This is a genomic window from Rhodococcus opacus B4, assembly GCF_000010805.1.
In the GTDB taxonomy this organism is placed as follows: Bacteria; Actinomycetota; Actinomycetes; order Mycobacteriales; family Mycobacteriaceae; genus Rhodococcus_F; species Rhodococcus_F opacus_C.
This window is the reverse complement of the sequence record NC_012522.1, coordinates 2523395-2542344: the sequence shown is the minus strand read 5'-3', so window position 1 is coordinate 2542344 and position 18950 is coordinate 2523395. Positions and strand designations below refer to the sequence as shown.

At 67.7% G+C, this 18950-nt stretch carries 19 protein-coding genes; 9 read left to right on the top strand and 10 right to left on the bottom strand.

Features of this window, described 5'->3' with window-relative positions:
* The 4 genes from ROP_RS11745 to ROP_RS11730 are packed head-to-tail and all read left to right on the top strand — an operon-like array spanning window position 1 to window position 3972.
* Window positions 1-1521, top strand: a complete 1521-nt coding sequence (locus ROP_RS11745; RefSeq protein WP_012689565.1) for an acyl-CoA synthetase — start codon at window positions 1-3, stop codon at window positions 1519-1521.
* Window positions 1521-2366: an enoyl-CoA hydratase gene (locus ROP_RS11740; protein ID WP_043824615.1), complete on the top strand. Its 846-nt coding sequence runs from the start codon at window positions 1521-1523 to the stop codon at window positions 2364-2366. The genes ROP_RS11745 and ROP_RS11740 overlap by 1 nt, the downstream gene beginning before the upstream one ends.
* The gene (locus tag ROP_RS11735; RefSeq protein WP_012689563.1) at window positions 2363-3460 is read left to right on the top strand and encodes a CaiB/BaiF CoA transferase family protein; all 1098 of its coding nucleotides are present in this window, start codon (window positions 2363-2365) and stop codon (window positions 3458-3460) included. Before ROP_RS11740 ends, ROP_RS11735 begins: the two co-directional genes overlap by 4 nt.
* Window positions 3442-3972, top strand: a complete 531-nt coding sequence (locus ROP_RS11730; protein ID WP_231868886.1) for a MaoC/PaaZ C-terminal domain-containing protein — start codon at window positions 3442-3444, stop codon at window positions 3970-3972. The genes ROP_RS11735 and ROP_RS11730 overlap by 19 nt, the downstream gene beginning before the upstream one ends.
* On the opposite strand, the gene ROP_RS11725 is transcribed toward ROP_RS11730, so the two are convergent.
* A complete protein-coding gene (locus ROP_RS11725) occupies window positions 3903-5297 on the bottom strand; it encodes a DUF1254 domain-containing protein (RefSeq protein WP_197535751.1) in 1395 nt (464 codons plus the stop codon). The two genes, ROP_RS11730 and ROP_RS11725, sit on opposite strands and share 70 nt — an antisense overlap.
* Before the next feature lie 331 nt (window positions 5298-5628).
* Here ROP_RS11725 and ROP_RS11720 point away from each other — a divergent pair, with 331 nt between their 5' ends.
* Window positions 5629-6267: a TetR/AcrR family transcriptional regulator gene (locus ROP_RS11720; RefSeq protein WP_012689560.1), complete on the top strand. Its 639-nt coding sequence runs from the start codon at window positions 5629-5631 to the stop codon at window positions 6265-6267.
* Window positions 6268-6410: 143 nt separating this feature from the next.
* Complete coding sequence (locus ROP_RS11715; protein WP_012689559.1) at window positions 6411-7574, top strand: DUF3089 domain-containing protein; 1164 nt, start codon at window positions 6411-6413, stop codon at window positions 7572-7574.
* Between the two features lie 217 nt (window positions 7575-7791).
* On the opposite strand, the gene ROP_RS45235 is transcribed toward ROP_RS11715, so the two are convergent.
* Complete coding sequence (locus ROP_RS45235; protein ID WP_012689558.1) at window positions 7792-8106, bottom strand: hypothetical protein; 315 nt, start codon at window positions 8104-8106, stop codon at window positions 7792-7794.
* A gap of 4 nt (window positions 8107-8110) precedes the next feature.
* Entirely contained in the window at window positions 8111-8341 is a 231-nt protein-coding gene (locus ROP_RS45230; protein WP_012689557.1) for a methyltransferase, read from the bottom strand.
* Window positions 8342-8759: 418 nt separating this feature from the next.
* On the opposite strand from ROP_RS45230, the gene ROP_RS11705 reads away from it, so the two are divergent.
* Together ROP_RS11705 and ROP_RS44040 are read left to right on the top strand one after the other, a co-directional pair.
* Window positions 8760-9578 carry a recombinase family protein gene (locus ROP_RS11705; protein WP_012689556.1) on the top strand — a complete coding sequence of 273 codons (819 nt, stop codon included), beginning with the start codon at window positions 8760-8762 and terminating at the stop codon, window positions 9576-9578.
* Complete coding sequence (locus ROP_RS44040) at window positions 9575-9721, top strand: hypothetical protein (protein WP_231868885.1); 147 nt, start codon at window positions 9575-9577, stop codon at window positions 9719-9721. The genes ROP_RS11705 and ROP_RS44040 overlap by 4 nt, the downstream gene beginning before the upstream one ends.
* A gap of 3 nt (window positions 9722-9724) precedes the next feature.
* Here the strand turns inward: ROP_RS44040 and ROP_RS41060 are convergent, their stop codons facing one another.
* The 4 genes from ROP_RS41060 to ROP_RS11685 all read right to left on the bottom strand — a co-directional run bounded on the left by ROP_RS41060 (window position 9725) and on the right by ROP_RS11685 (window position 13963).
* Entirely contained in the window at window positions 9725-11341 is a 1617-nt protein-coding gene (locus tag ROP_RS41060; RefSeq protein ID WP_012689555.1) for a tyrosine-type recombinase/integrase, read from the bottom strand.
* Between the two features lie 97 nt (window positions 11342-11438).
* Window positions 11439-12563, bottom strand: a complete 1125-nt coding sequence (locus tag ROP_RS11695; RefSeq protein WP_012689554.1) for a tyrosine-type recombinase/integrase — start codon at window positions 12561-12563, stop codon at window positions 11439-11441.
* A gap of 240 nt (window positions 12564-12803) precedes the next feature.
* Window positions 12804-13628 (bottom strand): tryptophan-rich sensory protein, encoded by an 825-nt coding sequence (locus tag ROP_RS11690; RefSeq protein WP_012689553.1) that lies wholly within the window; start codon window positions 13626-13628, stop codon window positions 12804-12806.
* A 2-nt stretch (window positions 13629-13630) separates the two neighbouring features.
* Complete coding sequence (locus ROP_RS11685; protein ID WP_043824613.1) at window positions 13631-13963, bottom strand: WhiB family transcriptional regulator; 333 nt, start codon at window positions 13961-13963, stop codon at window positions 13631-13633.
* 659 nt (window positions 13964-14622) lie between these two features.
* On the opposite strand from ROP_RS11685, the gene ROP_RS43495 reads away from it, so the two are divergent.
* Window positions 14623-14769 carry a hypothetical protein gene (locus tag ROP_RS43495; RefSeq protein ID WP_167315956.1) on the top strand — a complete coding sequence of 49 codons (147 nt, stop codon included), beginning with the start codon at window positions 14623-14625 and terminating at the stop codon, window positions 14767-14769.
* Between the two features lie 58 nt (window positions 14770-14827).
* On the opposite strand, the gene ROP_RS11680 is transcribed toward ROP_RS43495, so the two are convergent.
* The 3 genes from ROP_RS11680 to ROP_RS11670 form a co-directional block, all read right to left on the bottom strand.
* Complete coding sequence (locus ROP_RS11680) at window positions 14828-16045, bottom strand: PucR family transcriptional regulator (protein ID WP_012689551.1); 1218 nt, start codon at window positions 16043-16045, stop codon at window positions 14828-14830.
* 103 nt (window positions 16046-16148) lie between these two features.
* A complete protein-coding gene (locus tag ROP_RS11675) occupies window positions 16149-17558 on the bottom strand; it encodes an L-serine ammonia-lyase (protein WP_012689550.1) in 1410 nt (469 codons plus the stop codon).
* Window positions 17558-18919, bottom strand: a complete 1362-nt coding sequence (locus ROP_RS11670) for a DegT/DnrJ/EryC1/StrS family aminotransferase (protein WP_012689549.1) — start codon at window positions 18917-18919, stop codon at window positions 17558-17560. The genes ROP_RS11675 and ROP_RS11670 overlap by 1 nt, the downstream gene beginning before the upstream one ends.
* Window positions 18920-18950 lie beyond the last annotated feature (31 nt).

Sequence of the window (18950 nt, the reverse complement as noted above, 5' to 3'; positions counted from 1 at the left end):
ATGCATCTGACCCAACCACTGCACCGCAACCGGCAACAACGCCCCGACACGGTCGCCACCATCTGCGGTGACCGCAGCCTCACCCACACCGAAACCTACGACCGAGTCGCGGCCCTCGCCGGGGGACTGCGCGGCCTCGGCACCGACACCGACGACCGGATCGCCCTTCTCGCCCTGAACTCCGACCGCTACCTCCAGATCATCCTCGCCGTCGCATGGGCGGATGCGGTCATCGTGCCGGTCAACACCCGGTGGTCGGTCAAGGAGATCGCGTACTCGCTCGACGAGGCCGGTGTCCGGGTGCTCTTCCTCGACGACGCATTCGTCGCCCTCGCCGCCGAACTGCAGGCATTGTGCCCGCATCTGACGACCGTGATCCATTGCGGGGAAGGACCCACGCCCGACGGCATGCTGGCGTTCGAGACGCTGGCGACCGAGTCGACCCCGGTGCCCGACGCCCGCCGCCGCGGCGACGCCCTCGCCGGGATCTTCTACACCGGTGGCACCACCGGCTTCCCGAAGGGGGTGATGCTCAGCCACCGCAACCTGTTCGCCTCCGCCACCGGATGCGCGGCCACCGGCGCCTGGTCCACCGCCGGGCGGGCCCTGCACGCCGCACCGATGTTCCACCTCGCCGACCTCGCCTCGGTGATCGGGCACATGCTGCTCGGCGGCACCCACGTGATGATTCCGGCGTTCGACCCGGTCACCACCCTGACCGCGATCGCCGACCACGGTGTCACCGACGCCCTCCTGGTCCCGACCATGATCCAGATGACCGTCGATCACCCCCGGCTCGCGGAGTTCGACCTGTCGAGTCTGCGCCACATCATGTACGGGGCGTCCCCGATCTCCGAGTCCCTCCTCGACCGCGCCCGCACCGCATTCCCGTCGGCGAAATTCCTCCAGGGTTACGGCATGACCGAACTGGCCCCGGTCGCGAGCCTGCTGCACGACGAAGACCACCACCACCCGATCCGGCGCCGCTCCGCCGGACGCGCCGCCCCCCACACTCTGATCAAGATCGTCGATCCGGACGGAAACGAAGTGCCGCGCGGTCACTTCGGCGAAATCATCGTCACCGGCGACCACGTGATGCTCGGCTATTGGAACAAACCCGACGAGACCGCGGCCGCCCTCCGGAACGGGTGGATGCACACCGGCGACGGCGGCACCATGGACGGCGACGGTTACGTCTTCGTCGCCGACCGGATCAAGGACATGATCATCTCCGGTGGAGAGAACGTGTACTCCATCGAGGTCGAGAACGTTCTCGCGAAACACCCCGCGGTCACCCAGTGCGCGGTGATCGCCGTGCCCGACGACCGGTGGGGTGAACGCGTCCATGCCGTCGTCACCCTCAAGCCCGGGACCACCTTGACCCTCGACGAACTGCGCGAGCACAGCAAACGGGAGATCGCCGGCTACAAGGTGCCCCGCAGCCTCGAAATCGTCGACAGCTTTCCGATGTCGGGTGCGGGCAAAATCCTCAAACGCGAACTCCGGAAGCAGTACGTGTGATGGCCGGCTTCATCCGGCGGGAAGACCCCGCCCCGGGAATCGCCCGAATCGTGCTGGCCCGCCCGGAAATGCGCAACGCCCAGAGCCCACAGCTGCTCTACGAACTCGACGCCGCCCTCGCCGCCGCCACCGACGACAACGAAGTCAAGGTCATCGTCCTGGCCGCGGACGGACCCGACTTTTCCTTCGGCCACGACCTCGAGGCCGGCTTCGCGATGCCCTGCACCCCGGTGGCCACGATGCAATCCGGGCTCGGCGCGTCCGGCATCGAGGGGCACTACGCCTTCGAATGCGAGGCATACCTGGGCCTGTGCAAGCGGTGGCGGAACATCCCGAAACCGACCATCGCCCAGGCCCAGGGCCGGACCATCGCCGGCGGACTGATGCTGCTCTGGCCGATGGACATCATCGTCGCCGCCGACGACGCCACCTTCTCCGACCCGGTCACCGCATTCGGCGTCAACGGTGTCGAATACTTCACCCACGCCTGGGAACTCGGCGCCCGCAAGGCCAAAGAGATCCTGTTCACCGGACGGGCGCTGACCGCAGCCGAGGCGCAGCAGGTCGGAATGATCAACCATCTCGTCCCCACCGCCGACCTCGACACCTTCACCCTGGACCTGGCCACCGCCATTGCCACCCGTCCCGCGTTCGGGTTGCGCCTGGCGAAGGAAAGCATCAACCGCAGCCTCGACGCCCAGGGACAGTCCACCGCCCTCGATGCGGCACTCGCGCTTCACAACCTCGGCCACGCCCACAACATCGCCCAGCACGGCCAGATCGTGCACCCCGCCGGCGCCGACGCCATCCGCGCGGCCGCCCGAGAGAAGGAACCCATCTCATGACCGGACCCCTGAACGGCCTACGCGTCGTCGAGCTCGCCGGCATCGGCCCCGGCCCGCACGCCTGCATGCTCCTGGCCGACCTCGGCGCCGAGGTCGTCCGGGTCGAACGCCGCACCCACACCGACGCGCCCGGCACCACCATCGACGCAGACGCCACCCTCCGCGGCCGCCACATCGTCGAGGCCGACCTGAAGAACACCGCGGACCGTGACCGGATCCTCGAGCTGATCGAGCACGCCGATGTCCTCGTCGAGGGCTTCCGCCCCGGTGTCACCGAACGGCTCGGCCTCGGACCCGACGACTGCCAGGCCGTCAATCCCCGGCTGATCTACGGCCGCATGACCGGCTGGGGGCAGAGCGGCCCGTTCGCCGACCGCGCCGGCCACGACATCAACTACATCTCCCTCACCGGGATCCTCGACAACATCGGCCGGGCAGGCGACCGGCCGGTACCACCGCTGAACCTGGTCGGCGACTTCGGCGGCGGTTCGATGTTCCTCGTCGTCGGCATCCTCGCGGCGCTGTTCGCACGCGAGTCCTCCGGTCGCGGGCAGGTCGTCGACGCCGCCATGGTCGACGGTGCCAGTGTGCTGGCGCAGATGATGTGGTCGCTGCGCAGCAACCGAACCTGGGCCACCGGCCGCGGTGAGAACCTGCTCGACGGCTCGCACCCCTTCTACGACACCTACGAGTGCGCGGACGGCAAACACGTGGCGGTCGGTGCGATCGAACCGCAGTTCTACGCCCAACTGCTCGACGGCCTGCAACTCGACGCCACCCGACTACCGGGGCAGTGGAATCGGCAAGGGTGGGCACACCTGCGGGCGGAGTTCGAGATCGCGTTCAAATCCCGTACTCGCGACGAGTGGGCCCAGGTCTTCGCGACCACCGACGCCTGTGTGACTCCGGTCCTGACCTACGACGAGGCGTTGCAGCACCCGCACATGGCCGCCCGCGGCACGTTCGCGACAGTCGCGGGAGTCGATCAGCCTGCGCCCGCGCCCCGCTTCTCGGACACCCCGACAACCACCCCCTCGCAACCGCGATCACTCGGCCTGCCCGAGCAGATCCGTCAGTGGGTCACCCCGCGATGATCCCCGTCTACGGTCGTGACCTGCGCATCGGTGACCGGTTCGGACTCGGCTCACACGCGGTCACCGAAACCGAGATCATCGACTTCGCGACCACGTGGGATCCGCAGACCTTCCACACCGATCGCCACGCCGCCGCCGAGGGCTACTTCGGAGGGATCATCGCCAGCGGAATCCACACCCTCGGGATCTTCCAACGCCTCGCGACGGTGCGGCATTTCACCCACTGGCGCATCATCGCCGGCCGCGGCGTTCGCGAACTCCGCTTCGTGCGGCCGGTACGCCCCGGCGACATCCTCACCGGATTCTTCGTGATCGAGAACATTCGGGCGGCGCGAGGAACCGGTGATGTGATCACCCTGGAAGGGACACTGGTGAACCAGACCCGGGACACGGTGTTCATCATGCGCACCGACATTCAGGTGCACCACCGACCCTCGGATGCTCACTGCGACGTCTTGTCGAAATCCGGTAACTGCCACGACCCGTCGAACGCCGGCGCGTCGGGGCCGTAGATGCGGAAGTAGACGAACCAGCCCTGCCCCGGGAGGGTCTGAATCCAGCGGCCGGCCTCCTCCGACGCCGGGGAGTCCGGACCGAAGTGCAACACGATCGGGGCCTGCGGGTCGAGGTCGGACAGTTCGAACAGCGACCGGAGCGCAGCCCGGTTCTGCTCGGTCCGGATCTCACTGCGGGTTTCGGCGTCGTAGACGGTGATCGACCAGAACAGTTTCGCCGGCACCGGCTGCGGCACCGTCAGGGTGGAGGTGTTCGAGCCGTTCAGGTAGGTACCGTCGGAGTCACGTAGTCCGAGCCAGTACAGCGATCCGGCGCCCGGGCTGCGGGCGAACATCGCGGGGGATTCGATCTGCGCCTGGTAGAACCACTTCTCCCGGGCGTACAGATCCACGTAGTTCGCCGTCTCGAATGTTCCGTTCTCCGGCCGGAGCACCGCCCATTCCCAGTGCCGTCCCTCCCACACCGTGCGGTCGGGACGCCGGTCGGCGAACGACTGCACACACAGCTGGGCGTGCCCCAGTTCGGCGGCCCGGGCCAGGATGATGCTCATCCGTTCGTCCGGCTCGAACGGGGCGCCCTTGGCGATACCGAGCGCGGCGAGCTCACCGTACTGACTCCGATACCCCTCGTACGCGGGTTCGGCGTCGATGATGTCGTGCAAAACCTGCCAGTACTGGAGATTGTCCTCCCACCGCACCGGGGTGAAATCGAGATCCGCCTGGCGGCTGAGATCGATCCAGGTCGGCTCAAGCCATTCAGCGACCGGTTCGTGCGGGTACACCTTCACCGACTTCATCAGCGTGATCGCACCGGCGACGTCCTTGCCCTGCGGCAATGCCCGCACCAGCACCAGCACCCGGTTGGTCGTCGACCGCCCCGAATAGACATCGTCGGGGACAACGCCGTCGTATCCCGGCGGGATTACCAGATGCTTGCCGCCCGCGGCCTTCGCCGGACCTGGGAGCCCGATATCCATCACCCACAGCTGATTCAGGTCGTTGACCGCGCCCATCAACGGTCCCGGGGGCAACTCCAGCACCATCGGGCCACCGCTCAAGTCCAGCGCCAGCCCGGTATATGGGGTGTCGGAGTTGGGGGTGAACACGAACTGCTGCGGGGTGCCCTCGAGCAGGGCGAAGACCTCGTTCGGCACCACCCCACCCGAGAGGTTGCCGCGCCAGGTCGCCTCGAGCGAGACGGTCGGATAGAAGAACCGGTAACACTGGATCGCCCGCACCAGATCCGCGTCTTCGTATGCCCGCCGAATCGTCTCCTCGGTGGGATACCCGCCCTCGAATCGAGTCCTGTCACCATCGAACATCGTCGACACCTCCGCCATCCGGCCGGCAACCCCTTCCGTTCATGCTTCGCATACCGCCAGGAGTGCGCCTTCACCCGAAGCGGGTGAAACGGGCTGAGCTCTCGCGCCTGATCACAAGAGACGCCCGACTCTCCGCCCTCCTCGCCCGCGACTAGGACAACTCTTCGCAGCAATGGTCTTCCCGACGAAATGGTCCGGTGTGGTTGAGCCGTCGTGGTGGTGACCTCGTGCGGGCACCGCCGTCGGCAGGCTCGACGGCGGGGCACCGGCATGCCCGACATCCGAATCCCCGATCGGTCGGAGGGGGCCCTGTGCCAGTTCCCGTAGCCTGATGTGCGTGGACACGGCCGGCACAGAGGATCGAACGTACGGCGGCCGGCCGGTCGCAGCGCGCAAGGCGGAACGGCGGTCCCGGTTCCTCGAGGCCGCGCTGACCGTCTTCGCCGAGAAGGGGTACGCGAAGAGCAGCGTCGCCGACATCTGCGCCGCGGCCGATCTCGCCCGCGGCCAGTTCTACGACGAGTTCCGCAGTCGCGAGGACCTCCTTCTCGCGGTGTACGACCAGGTTCAGTCCGACGCACGTGAGGCCATGGTCGCGGCGCTCGCGAAGGAGACCGGTACCGATCCACGCACACTGGCGGCCGTGGCGATGGCGGCCTTCGTTGAGTCGATCGGCCGAGATCCGCGGCGCACCAAGATCTCGTTTGTGGACATCGTCGGTGTCAGCCCTCGGGTCGAGCAGCACCGCATCGACCAGCGCGGGGTGTGGGTCTCGTTCTTCGAGTCGACAGTCGGGGGCGCGATGGGCGCCGACTTCGTTCCGCCCGGGGGGTACGACATGGCGTCGACGGCCTTCATCGGTGCGCTCGTCGCGTTGGTGCAGCAGTGGAGCACGGCCGACCCGCGGCCCCCGGTCGAGGGCCTCATCGAATTGATGACGCGTTTGCTGAGCGCCTTGATCCCCGACTGACCCCAACACCCATGGCGGGGGTCACTCCGATGCAGTGATTGTAATCTGCGCCACTACCCTCTACGCTCATGCCACCAAAGTTAGACACCACTATCTAACTTGTCGGGTCATGCGGTTGTGACCACACATGTGAGGGGCTGCTTGTGTTCGTGTTCATACGCCGGGGAATCGCGTCCTCGCTCGGTGCGATCGTCCTCGCCGCGGCAGGCGGCCTGTCGGCGCCGGCGGTAGCGCAGCCCGCACCACCGCCGGTGCAGTGGTTGTGCACCCCCGAGATGGCCTCGGATCCCTGCGATCTTGGATCCGACACCACCGACCTCGGCACCGGGGTGGTCTCGGCCGCGGACCAGGTCGACGAGTCGGACAAGCCCGTCGACTGCTTCTACGTGTACCCCACCGTCAGCGACCAACTCGCCCTCAACGCCGACCTGACGCCGCAACCGGAAGTGCAGTCCATCGCGAGCTATCAGGCCGCGCGGTTTTCCAGCCAGTGCCGGGTCTTCGCGCCGATCTACCGGCAGATGACTCTCACCCCCGGTATCGAGGCCGCGCTCGTGGGTGCCCCCCTGGCCCAGACCGCGTACGGCGACGTCCTCGGCGCCTGGAACGAATACCTCGCTCATGAGAACAACGGGCGCGGTGTGATCCTCATCGGTCATTCGCAGGGCACCATGATGTTGCGCAAGCTCATTCGTGACCAGATCGACCCGAACCCCGAACTTCGCAAGAAACTGGTCGGTGCCTTCCTGATGGGCGGCAACGTCACCACCGCCCGCGGAAGCACCGTCGGCGGCGACTTCCAGAACATCCCGGTGTGCACCGAGCAGGGTGAATCCGGCTGCGTCGTCGCCTATTCCACCGCGGTCGCCGATCCGACCGTGTCGCTGTTCGGCAACAGCTCCTTCGATGCCCTCTCACCGGTGATGGGTTTGCCGAGCGGTCCCGGCTATCAGATCGCGTGCACCGACCCCGCCGTGCTGAGCGGGAACACCGACCCGGTGGGCCTGACGATCCCCAGTTCCCCCTTCGCCTTCGGCATCATCTCCGTGCTGCTCGGATACACCTCGTTCCCGCACGGTGCACCCACCTCGGCGTCCTCGTGGACCACCATCGCCGAACGCACGGTCGGCGGATGCACCGACACGAACGGGTACCGCTTCTACCAGTTCCATCTCACCGATCCCACCGGACAGCCGGTCAACGAGCTGCCCCTGTTCAACACCCACCTCGTCGATGTGAACCTCGGCTACGACCGTCTCATCTCGATCGCCGAACAACAGACCGAGAACTGGCAGGCATCGGCATAGCGACTCGAGGGCATCGTGTCGCCCAGCTCGGTGTGGGTGTGCACGGCGGCCGATCGCGCGACGTGCTTCTCGAGCCATCCCCCGGCAGCGGTGGCCAATCTCGTCGCCTCTGGTCCGTCACCACGCACACAGGTCGGTACCGGCGATGGGGCGGGGTCCTCGACTCGAAGCCACGGGCGGGGAGTCACAGGCTGGGCGCAGGCACCCGCGCGCCCCCTCACTTGACCGCCCGCAGCACGACAAGCTCCTCGCTGCGCTGTCCCATAGCGATCACTCCACGCTGTGTGAGCATGTTCCGTCGGGCCGCGAGCACCGGCCCGAAGGGGACCTCGACCCGCGACACGACATCCACGCACAGGCCCTGTTCCTCAAGCATCGTCCCGGACTTCTCGATCCCACTCAACGCGGACTGCACGAACAGCAGCACCCCGCCGGCCTCGAGAACATCGGGTCCGTGCAGGCAGATCCAGTCGAGTACCGCGCGACCGTCCTTACCCGCATCCCAGGATCGTGCGATCCCGCTGACTGGCACCCGATCATTTTCGGCGGGGACGTAAGGGAGGATTGGACACCACCAGATCGAAACGCTCGCCCCGAACCGGCTCGGTGAGGTCACCGCGCACCACTCGCGCCGAACGACGGTGCGGCCGGGTGTTCATCCACGCAGTCGCCACCGCACGCCGCGAGACGTCGACCGCCGTCACCCGCGCACCTTGCTCGGCAGCGCAGACACTCAAAATCCCGGACCCGGCGCACAGATCGAGCACCCGGGAATCGGGCCCGAGAGCCTCCCGCCAGTTCCCTTAGCCTGATGTGCGTGGACACGGCCGGCGCCGAGGATCGAACGTACGGCGGCCGGCACGGCGGGCACCGGCATGCCCGACATCCGAATCCCCGCAGGACCTGCTCCCACAGGTACGGGGCCCCAGCCCGCCCGGAAGCCAAATGGCCACCGACCAACGCGTCGTGACCCACACCGTCAACTCCGACTTGTCAGCCGAAGCGGCCTCACCCCGTTGCGAGCTACCGGCATCACCGAACACCATGTTCCACATCTTGGAAATGAGACGGTCGCCCACTCACTGATGCACCCCGCAAAGCGCCTGGTCAGAACATCTCAAAAGTCAGTCCCAAAAGAGCATGTCATAAGTCCCGTACAAACCTGACTTTCGGTACGATCAGGGTATGGAGTTGGGGTATGCCCGGGTGTCCACGAGCAAGCAGGACCTCGCTCGTCAGATCGACGCTCTCACCAATGCTGGGATCGACTCGGCGAACATTTACGTGGACAGGAAGTCCGGGACCACTACCGACCGTCCCGGGCTGCAGGCCCTGCTCGGCTACGCCCGCGGCGGCGATGTCATCGTGGTGCACACCCTCGACCGGCTCGGCCGCACCGTCCGCGACACCCTGAACCTGATCCACGACCTGCACCAGCGGAGCATCGGCTTCCGGAACCTGGCCGACCCGATCCGCATCGACTCGACGAACCCGGACGACCCGATGGGACAGCTGGCGGTGGTGCTGTTGGCGCTGTTCGGGCAGATGGAACGCACCTACGCGGTCGACCGCGCCGCCCATGCCCGCACGGTGGCCACCGACAAGGGCCGCCGCACCGGCCGGCCCAGCGTGGTCACCGACGCCCAACTCGCCTACGCCACCCAACTCCGGGACGGCGGCGCCACCATCGCTGAGATCACCGGCAAGACCGGGCTGACCCGCTCCACCCTCTACCGGCATCTCCCGCCCCGGCCGGCGCAGACGCTCACCGCCGACGCCGCGGCTGAGCAGAAGCCGTCACCGTCAACAGTTTCGGTGTCGCGACCACCACGGGCGCCCAACCGCTCGCATGTCCCACCTGTGGACATCAGCCCACCACGCGTAAAGACCTCGTCCCGCACCGCGCCGACCTCGCCACCGTCTGGCTACACCTCGACGAGCTCGGCCACCTGCGCGAGACGCGGCACTGCGCCCGCTGTCAGCCACATGGACATGTCCTGGTGATCAGCTGCTCCCGGTGCGGCGACGGCCCGCTGATCACCGGAACAGATCCCGGCACCGACGAGGTCCCGGTGCCGGTGCGGGACTGGCTCGCACACCACGATTGGTCGGTGGATTCGGACCTGTTGTGCCCCAACCATTCCTGAACATCATTGGGCCTCGCCGTCGTCGAGGTCATCGAGCAAGTGCTGCAGACGTCGGCACGTGGCTTCGTGCCGTTCGACTTCCCGATCCCAGCCGCGGGAGCGGGCGTCGTCGATCAGTACTTGCTCGGTCGCCAGGCGCGCCCTAATCCGCGGCGCATACTCGCTGGTGGTGAGGAACTTCGGGCAGGTCAGCATCAGGTCGCATTCGCACGGCCCCTCGGCGGGCAGCCGCAGGCAGTGCCCCAGTTCGAGTTCGGTCTCGAGGAAATTCGTCTTCAGCCAGTCCACGGTGGCGTCGTCGAGGGCATCGTGCAGCAGGGCATCGGCCGCCGGGCCGGCGATCCGGTGCCCGTCGGCGAGCGCCGTCTCGTATTGACGGCGGATCTCGGGATCGGAGATGCGGCTGTAAATCATGGACATGGTCGCGCTGCGATGGCCGAGTACCGCCATGATCGTCTGGATGCGGGCGCCGCCTTCGGCGAGTTGGGTGCCGAGGGTGTGCCGCAACCGGTGTGCGCTCACGGTCGGGGATCCGCGGTCATCGACCAGACCCGTAGCGCCGCAGACGGTCCGGAACGCCTCGTCGAAGAGGGTCTTGACCGAGAGCAGCTTGCCGCGGCGGACGAAGACGTAATCGACTCGCCGGCCGGTGACCTCGTCGATCCGGGCGATCGAACGTTGGGCCCGGGCCAGGCCGATGGCATTCTCGAGGGCGGCGGCCGCGTCCGGGTGCAGCGGGACGATCCGTTCGGTGTGCCCTTTGCCGACCGGGATCCGCAGCCGCGGATGTCCGCCCGGATAGGTATCGAGGCAGTCCCATGTCAGGCGGCGGATCTCGTCGCGGCGGGCCCCGGACCAGCGCAGCAACAACAGTGCGGCACGTTGCAGCGGGTCGGTCAGGTCCTCGATCGCGGTCATGATTGCGTCGAGTTCGTGTTGAGGGAGGTAGCGGTGAATCGACTCCGGGCGCCGAGGCGTGTCGCGGGAAGTCAGCAATGGTCGGCCGGGGACCTCGGCCCACTCCCAGACCGCGGTGTCGCGGCAGAACCCGGCGATCGCGTTGAGTTCGTGCTTGACCGTGGTCGTCGTCAGCGGCTGGCCGGTGTGTTGGCTCGGACAGCTCGGCAGCCACCGCATGTATTCCTCGATGGTGGCGCGGTCGAGCTGGGCGAGGCTGGTGACTTCGGGGTGATGGGCGCCGAGCCAGTTGACGAGCCGGCGCAGTGCCTGCCGGGCGTGGTGCACCGTCTGCGGTCGATCGAGTTTGGCGTCGAGGCGCAGTTGGAGGTACCGCTCGATGACCTCCCGGATCTTGGGCGGGCACGGTTCGGGCAGCAGGTGGTCGGTCCAGTCCTCGATCGTTCGCGTGCCGATGCGCGGCGCCACCGTGACCTGGCCGACGTTGTACAGCAGCACATGGGTGGCGTGGAGATTGGCGAGCTGGGCCCGGAAAAATCCACGGTTGGCGTCGGGACCATCGAGGAATTGGCCGTTCGGGAACAGCGCCCGCCGTAGCGCATTGAAATCCTCGCGGGCGGCGAATGCGCGGATCGCCGACCCGAACTCGAACAGGTCCGCGACGGTGATCGAGGTCAGGTCGGGGTCGCCGCGATAAAGCATCAGCCGGCATGGGCACCGACCCATGCCTGGTATTCGCCTTCGTCGACGTGCCGCCGCGGGTGCGGGATGGGTACCGGCCGGGCAGTCGCGGGCCCGGTCATCGGCGATCCCGTAGCGCCGCTGCGTACTCGTCCCGGACCTGTATGTCGGACACTCGGGTGTAGATCCGAGTCGATTCCGGCGAGGCGTGCCCGAGGCGTCGCTGCAGTGCCAACTCCCGCATCCCCGCCTCCCACATCACCGTCGCGTGGGTATGCCGCAAGGCGTGGGGAGTTTTGTCGACGGTGCGTAACCCGAGTGCCTCCAGTCGTCGGGCGAACATCCGCACGAGCGCGGCATACGAGAGCGGCACGCAACGACGACCGCCCCGGCCGCCGACCAGGAACACGAACGGATTCGGCGCGTCCACTGGACGTTCATGCAGCACATACCGATTCACCGCATCCAAGGTGCGAGGATCGAGCAGGTCGACGACCCGTTCGTGCCGGGACTTCCCCCGTACACCCCGCGGATGGTCGTCGCGTTTGCGGATCGTGACCCGCCGTCGCCCGTAGGCGATATCACCGAGCTGGAGACCGAGCACCTCTCCCGGCCGCAGCCCGCCGTCGAGCATCAACAGCACCATCGCCAGATCCCGCAAACAGGTCATGCTCTCCAGCACCGCGGTCACCTCGGACTCGCTCAGCGGCCGCGGCAGACGGCGCGGAATCCGGACCCGGATGTCCCGGCTGACCGGCTGTTGTCTGCTCGCATGTCCCGCAAACGGGCGGTGCCGTTCGGCGACCATCGCCAACGCGATATCGCGGCGGCGGCGCATCGGATTCTGGTCGGAGACGAGTTCGGCGACGATTGCCCAGTCGTAGAAGCTCGAGACCGCCGCCAACACCCGGGCCACACTCGCCGGCGCCAACAACCGCCCGCGGGGTCCGACGGCCGCCAGGCCCAGTCGCTGGGCGGGTCTGCGCGCCGGACGACGGCGCAACCATCCCAGCAACTCCAGGGCGTGCGCCGGCCGGAACCGACGCCAATCGATGTTGTGTTCGGCGAAGAACTCGAACACCAGGCGCAGGTCGTAGCCGTACGCCAGTGCGGTGTTCGGGCTCCTGCCGGAATCGAGCACGTACCGCAGGAACCGGGTCACCGGCAGTACTGGCTCACCATCGGACCCGACCAGGACCACCGAGGACACGATTCCGTCGGTCTTCACGGTCTGCACGTGCATGACACCAGCCCACCACCAGTTGATCCGATCCAGGTTGCGGCTCGCCGTGAGATGTCCACATAAGAAAGAACCCGGCCGAGGTGACGGCTCGTTCCAGTCTCCCGCGCGTCTACAGCCGATGGTAGTTCGCCGAACTCCGGCAGCCGAACGGATTCGTAGGGCGATGTCTCCGGGCCGAGTGGAGGAACGGGCGCTCAGGCCCGGTGCGTGAGGTGTCGTATGTCGCAGCACTGCAGTCGATTACGGGTTCGTGATGCGCGTCTCGGCGGGACGTGAGCGGGGTAGTCGGGCGATCGCGGTGGCGACAATGGCCACCGCTGCGGCGACCATCGCGGCGATGGCGGCCGGCGGCGAGGTGAATCCATCGCCGGTGGTCCGTGCGACGGCAATCCAGGCGAGTCCCCACACGATGGCGGCGGTGACGGTGAAGCGTCCGTGACCGGCGACGGCGAGGACGACGGCGACCAGGGCAACTGCGGTGAGGACGAGCACGGCCCAGGTATCGGCCCCGAGTCCGAAGGGATCGATGTCGGAGGCGGCCAGAGCGGCGGCGATGTTGGCGACCACCGCGACGCAGACCCAGCCGAGATAGACGAATGCGGTGGCGTCGACGACCATCGCCTCGACACGGCTGGACGGCGTCGTGGTGGTCAGGATGGCGAACACGACAATCAGCACTGCGAGCAACACGAGGATGGTCAGGACGCTGAGCCACAGTTGGTCGAACTGCACGCAGACTATCCATGCCGCGTTCAGGAGCATCGCTGCGGCGAGCCACCACCCGGCGCGGCGTTGTCGAGGATCGGTGCGGTGGGCGGGCAACGCCTGCCAGATCGCGAGCGCGACGAACCCGAGGTAGATCAGTGTCCAGATGGAGAAGGCGGGCCCGCCGGGGGCCACTGCGGTGGCGTCGGCGGCGAGGGCGCCGTCGGCGACCTGGGAGATCGGGGTTCCGACCAGGGCCCCCGAGCCGATGAACGAGCTCACGATCGCCACCGCCGCGGAGAAGGTCACGACGAGCGCGCGGGCACCGTCGTGAGGGGATGATGCGATCGATCCGCTCATGGTCACTCCTTCGCGGGGACACGCCCATTGTCGAGGATCGGAACTCGATAAGCGCGGTGCGCCGGTTGGCGGCGACGAGTTCGGGTGTGGCGGGCGCGTTCGTTGGCGGACATGCCGCCCCAGATGCCGTAGGCCTCGCTGGCGGCGAGGGCGTGGGCGCGGCACTGTGCGAGCACGGGGCAGTCCTGGCAGATCTGTTTGGCGGCACGCTCACGCTGGGCGCGGACGCTGCCGCGTTCACCGTCGGGGGAGAAGAACATCTCGGTGTCGGCCCCGCGGCAGGAGGCGCGGTGCTGCCAGTCCGGGTTGATGTGGTGATGTGAATGATCAGGCATAGGCACTGCGGAAGAGGTCGCTTTCGAGAGTCGAACGTGTCACGATCCGCTGGCAATGCGGTCCGCGTGGGTTCGGCACGCGGGCATGGGTCGGTTGCCGTCGGGTCGTGCAAGGTGGATCGAGGGGGCGGTGGGCTTGGCCTCCTTTGCGGGGGCGGAGTCGGGCGGCTGCAGGATTCGTTGTTCGGAAAATGTTGTGCGACACGACCCCTCGACGCATCGCAGTTTCGCTCGTGGTGACCAGCCGGAAGCGAGGGCCGGTCCGCGAGCGCATCCGTGAAACCCGGCGTCCGCAGACGGGAACGGGTGTGTGAGTGTGTTGATGCCTGGGCTCGACATCGATGGGTCCGGGAGGCTCCCGGACCTGACCCCTCACCGACTTCAAAGAGTGAGTGAAGGCTGTGCTGGTAATGGTATCGATGCACCGATGCGGAATGAATCGATTCGCTCGAAAGTAACTGGCGTCACATTCGCCGTCCCGCCGCGAGCGCGCGTCGAATCGTCGTCGGTGCCCCGGGCGAGCGGGCCGCCGGAGATGCGTCGGCACTGCGGGTGTAACGCCAGCGCGTGTGAAACAGATCACATGTATGCGTGGTTGGCGGAACAGCTGCGCGGCCCCGCAGCGGCACACACCCATCACGATGAAGGCAGACATTCTCATGGCGAGACCTCAGACCCCGTCGATCTCCGTTTCCACTCCGCGCATGCCGCGCCGGCCCGGCGGGATGAGCACCGCCGAGATCAAGGCGAGGATCGAAGCCATGTATGCCGACGACCGCCGACGCGACACCCCGACTGCGCGCTGAGCCCCGCCGCTCGGATTCGGAGGTGCCGCTCCAGACATTGTCGGAGTTCGGGTGCTTCTCAGATTCGGGGTCGACGGTTCCAGCGCCGGGCCTTGAGGGCGAGGTGCAATTCGAGCCGGGTGGCACCGTTGAGGGCGTCGACGCCGAGGATGTCGCGGATCTTGTTGAGCCGGTAGTAGAGGCTGGTGCGGTGCAGATGGAGGGTGTCGGCGACAGCTTTCACACTGTCGCCCTGGTCGTAGAACACCTCGAGAGTGTCGAGGAGATCGCCGGTCGAGTCGCCGCGGATGAGGGTGGCGAGCAGTTCGGACACGACGCCGTCGTCGGTGAGCACCCGCGTGGCGATCACCCGGTAGGGGCCGATCGTTTCCCAGGACGCGATGGTTCCCGATTCGGGTTCGACAGCGGCGGTCTGCGCGGCGATCACCGCACGCCGGTATGCCTCCGGTAGTTCGTCGGCGGCGGCGATGTTCTCCGTGACACCGGTGAAGAGGCGTTCGGTGTGCGTGTCGCCGGGTTGCCCGACTCCGGAGGCGGCGGCGAGTCGTTGGTGCAGGCGCAGGGCGGCGTTGGCCTCGTTGTCGGGGCGGAGCAGCACCACGGAATGGGTGTCCTGGACCGATCCGGCGACGACGCTCGGGTACCGGGACACGGTCTGCTGGCTGGCGAGGCGCACCTGCGCGGCCCTCGCCTCGGACACCTCGGTGACATTCGGACCGGAGGTGAAGAGTGAGACCGCCAACCGCAGCGAGGATGCCGACCGGACCGCAGGCCAGCTTTCCACCGACCTCAGCGCCCCGGCATCGCCTTGGCAGGCGGCGAAGAACTCGACCTCGCGTTGGTGTCGCTCGTCCAGGTGCGGGGACGCCATCTCGTAGAGGACGGTTGCGAGGAGTTCGACCTGCGGGGCGATGACGTCGACGGTCTTGGCGACGCGGTCCGGGTTTTCCGGGACGAGGGGATCGATGACGTAGAGCAGCCCGGTGCGCACCCCTCGATGAATCAGCGGCACGCAGATGCGCGCCTCCATCTTCAGGTCCGGATTGGCCTGCACGATGAGCGGTTCGACGGCGGTCTGTGTGCCGTGGCTCGCCTCCCACGCCCGGATGTCCTCGGGGACTTCTCGATTGAGCAATGCGCGCACCCGGGCGTCGTCGGCGTGGCCGTGCTGGACGCTGTAGGCGACGAGGCGGCCGGTGAGGTCGTCGAGGGAGGCACCGGTGCCCAGTGCGTTGGCGATCTCGTCGATCGCGGGCTGGATCTCTCGTTCGCTCACAGTCTCATCATCCGCTCCGTACGTAACTTTCGGACGGATCGCGCAGCGGTCGGACCGGGTACCGATCCGGACACTGTCGTGCGGTCGTCGGGGTGGTTCGCGGTCAGCATTCGGGGACGTTGACGGCGAGCCCGCCGGTGGAGGTTTCCTTGTATTCGGAGAGCATGTCCATCCCGGTCTGACGCATCGTTTCGATGGCCTGGTCGAGGGAGGCGCGGTGGGTGCCGTCGCCGTGCAGGGCCATCTTCGCGGCGTTGACGGCCTTGACCGAGGCGATGGCGTTGCGTTCGATGCACGGGATCTGCACCAGCCCGCCGATCGGGTCGCAGGTGAGGCCGAGGTTGTGCTCGATTCCGATCTCGGCGGCGTTCTCGACCTGGGCGGGGGTGGCGCCGAGGAGTTCGGCGAGGGCGCCGGCGGCCATGGAGCAGGCGGAACCGACCTCGCCCTGGCAGCCGACCTCGGCGCCGGAGATCGAGGCACGTTCCTTGTAGAGCACGGCGATCGCGGCGGCGGCGAGCAAATATTGGACGACCGCGTTGTCGCGTGCCTGTGGGCTCGGGAGTGTAGGCAGGTAGCGCAACGCCCAGAACAGCACCGCCGGGACGATGCCCGCGGCACCGTTGGTGGGGGCGGTGACGATCCGGCCCCCGCCGGCGTTCTCCTCGTTGACGGCCATCGCGGCGACGTTGAGCCAGTCCATCGAGTCCGCATGGTCGATGCCGCGTTCGGGGTCGGTGAGGCGGCGGTAGAACTCCGGTGCGCGGCGTTTGACCCGCAGGCTTCCCGGCAGATATCCGTCGGCGGTGAAACCGTTGTGGATCGACTCGGCCATCACCTGCCAGATCTCGAGCAACCCGGCACGGACCTGTTCGGGCCGGCGGGCCGCGATCTCGTTGCGCCACATGACGTCGCTGATCGACAGGTTCTCGCGTGCACAGATGTCGAGGAGTTCGGTACCGGTGTGGAACGGGAGCGGGATCGGCACGGTCGTGGAGTTGGCGCCCTGCCCGTGGGGCTCGACGAAGCCACCGCCGACCGAGTAGTACACCGCCTCGTGCGCGGGCGTCGCGGCGGCGAGTTGCTCGGGGGAGTAGCCGGCCGCGGCCGGGTCGGTGTGGACGGCGAACCGGATGGTGTTGGTGTGGCGGTCCTTGATGGTCAGCGGGTGCATGCCGATCGCGTGGGTGCTGAACGGGAGCCGGTTCGCCGATCCGAACTCGAGTCGCTGCTCGGTGTCGATCGTGGTGACCCGATCACGGGCATAGTCGGGGTCGATCGTTTCCGGGGCGTTGCCTTCCAGCCCGAGCAGGGTTGCACCGAGGGTGCCGTGCCCGCGTCCGGTCGCGGCGAGGGACCCGTAGAGATCGACTTCGAGCCGGGTGATCGACCGCAGGTCGAGGAGGTTCTTGACCTCGTCGACGAACAGGGCGCCCGCTCGCATGGGTCCGACGGTGTGCGAGCTGGACGGTCCGATGCCGACGGAGAAGAGGTCGAAGACGCTGATCGCCATCAGACCACGCTCCATTCTTCCGGAGAGGGCGCAGTCGCGGGGCGACCCCACAGGTCGGTGGTGACACGGTGGCGGAGCAGGCGGGTGTCCTGGGCGAGGGGGTGTTCGGTGGAGGTGGTCAACGATCGGTAGATCAGGTCGGCGAGATCGGTGACTGTGTCGAAGCCGGCGCCGCGGCGGATGAACTCCTGTACGCCCAGGCGCACGCCTTCCGGTGAGCTTCCCGGGGTCTGCCAGGGCAGCCGGCAGGCGCCGGTGTAGATGCCGGCGGCCTCGAGACGGCGGACTGCGACGGGTGCGCCGCCGAGCCGTTGAGCGTCGATGACGATCTGGTGGCTGCGGGTGTAGCCCAGCCGGCGGCCGACGACGATGAGTCCGTGTGCGTTGAGGTTGGCGGCCAGCTCGCCGGCGTACTCGATGGTGGCCGCGGCCCACGCCGGGGCCTGCTCGATCGCCTCGCGGGCGGCGATTGCGAGGGGGCCGAGCCGGGCCGGGTCGTAGTTCGAGAGCATCGTCGGATACGCGGCCTCGGCGAGGCGTTCGGCGTATTCGGCGGAGTGGGTGACGGCGGCGCCGCCCGCGGGACCGGCGTAGGTCTTGTACGTCGAGAAGGTCACCACATCGGCGCCCTCGGCGAGCGGGTCCTGGTAGTAGCCGGCCGCGATCAGGCCCGCGGTGTGGGAGGCGTCGTAGACCAGGACGGCACCGACCCGGTCGGCGGCCTCGCGGATCGGGTCGAGGTTGTGCGGAAACAGGGTGACGCTGCCACCGACCACGATCAGGCGCGGCCGAACCCGGTAGACGAAGTCGCTGATCTCGCCGGCGTCGATGTCGAGGGCACTGGGCGAATACGGTAGGTGTTCGACGGTCAGCCCGCGGATGCCGGCGGTGCCGAGGCTCTGCTGATGGCTGGCGTGACCCCCGGATTCCGGGGACAGCACGGCGATGGTGTCGCCGGGTTCGGTGAACGCGATGTAGGCGGCGAGGTTCGCCATGGTCGCGGTGAGGTACCGGACCTCGGCGTAGGTGCCTCGCATCGAGGCGGCGACCTGGCGGGCGGCGATTACCTCGAGGTGTTCGATCTCCTGGACCGCGGTCTGCACCTTCTCCCCGGGCCACCCCAGCGCGGGCCGGGTGGACAGGGCGGTGTCGTGCAGGGCGGTGACGTTCGGGGACAGGACGTTGGTGCCGGCGTAGAGGACGATGCCGTCGTCGATGCGGGCGTGATACTCGGTCAGGGCCCGGTGCACGGACTCGACGACCTGGGCTGCGCTGTCTTCGGTGTGCAGGTGCTCGAGGGCCGACAGACGCTCCTGAGCGATCGGTGATGCCCACGGGGCAATGGTCGAACGGGGTTTCATGCGTCTGTCTCCTCGGTGATGGTGGACGGCG

Excerpts from the sequence above, each read along its gene's own strand:
- ROP_RS11685 (WP_043824613.1), bottom strand. The coding sequence starts at position 13,963 with ATGCCTGATCATTCACATCACCACATCAACCCGGACTGGCAGCACCGC.
- ROP_RS11670 (WP_012689549.1), bottom strand. The coding sequence starts at position 18,919 with ATGAAACCCCGTTCGACCATTGCCCCGTGGGCATCACCGATCGCTCAG.
- ROP_RS11695 (WP_012689554.1), bottom strand. The coding sequence starts at position 12,563 with ATGCACGTGCAGACCGTGAAGACCGACGGAATCGTGTCCTCGGTGGTC.
- ROP_RS41060 (WP_012689555.1), bottom strand. The coding sequence starts at position 11,341 with ATGCTTTATCGCGGCGACCCCGACCTGACCTCGATCACCGTCGCGGAC.
- ROP_RS11675 (WP_012689550.1), bottom strand. The coding sequence starts at position 17,558 with ATGGCGATCAGCGTCTTCGACCTCTTCTCCGTCGGCATCGGACCGTCC.
- ROP_RS11745 (WP_012689565.1), top strand. The coding sequence starts at position 1 with ATGCATCTGACCCAACCACTGCACCGCAACCGGCAACAACGCCCCGAC.
- ROP_RS11735 (WP_012689563.1), top strand. The coding sequence starts at position 2,363 with ATGACCGGACCCCTGAACGGCCTACGCGTCGTCGAGCTCGCCGGCATC.
- ROP_RS11720 (WP_012689560.1), top strand. The coding sequence starts at position 5,629 with ATGTGCGTGGACACGGCCGGCACAGAGGATCGAACGTACGGCGGCCGG.
- ROP_RS11705 (WP_012689556.1), top strand. The coding sequence starts at position 8,760 with ATGGAGTTGGGGTATGCCCGGGTGTCCACGAGCAAGCAGGACCTCGCT.
- ROP_RS11725 (WP_197535751.1), bottom strand. The coding sequence starts at position 5,297 with ATGTTCGATGGTGACAGGACTCGATTCGAGGGCGGGTATCCCACCGAG.
- ROP_RS11740 (WP_043824615.1), top strand. The coding sequence starts at position 1,521 with ATGGCCGGCTTCATCCGGCGGGAAGACCCCGCCCCGGGAATCGCCCGA.
- ROP_RS11690 (WP_012689553.1), bottom strand. The coding sequence starts at position 13,628 with ATGAGCGGATCGATCGCATCATCCCCTCACGACGGTGCCCGCGCGCTC.
- ROP_RS43495 (WP_167315956.1), top strand. The coding sequence starts at position 14,623 with ATGGCGAGACCTCAGACCCCGTCGATCTCCGTTTCCACTCCGCGCATG.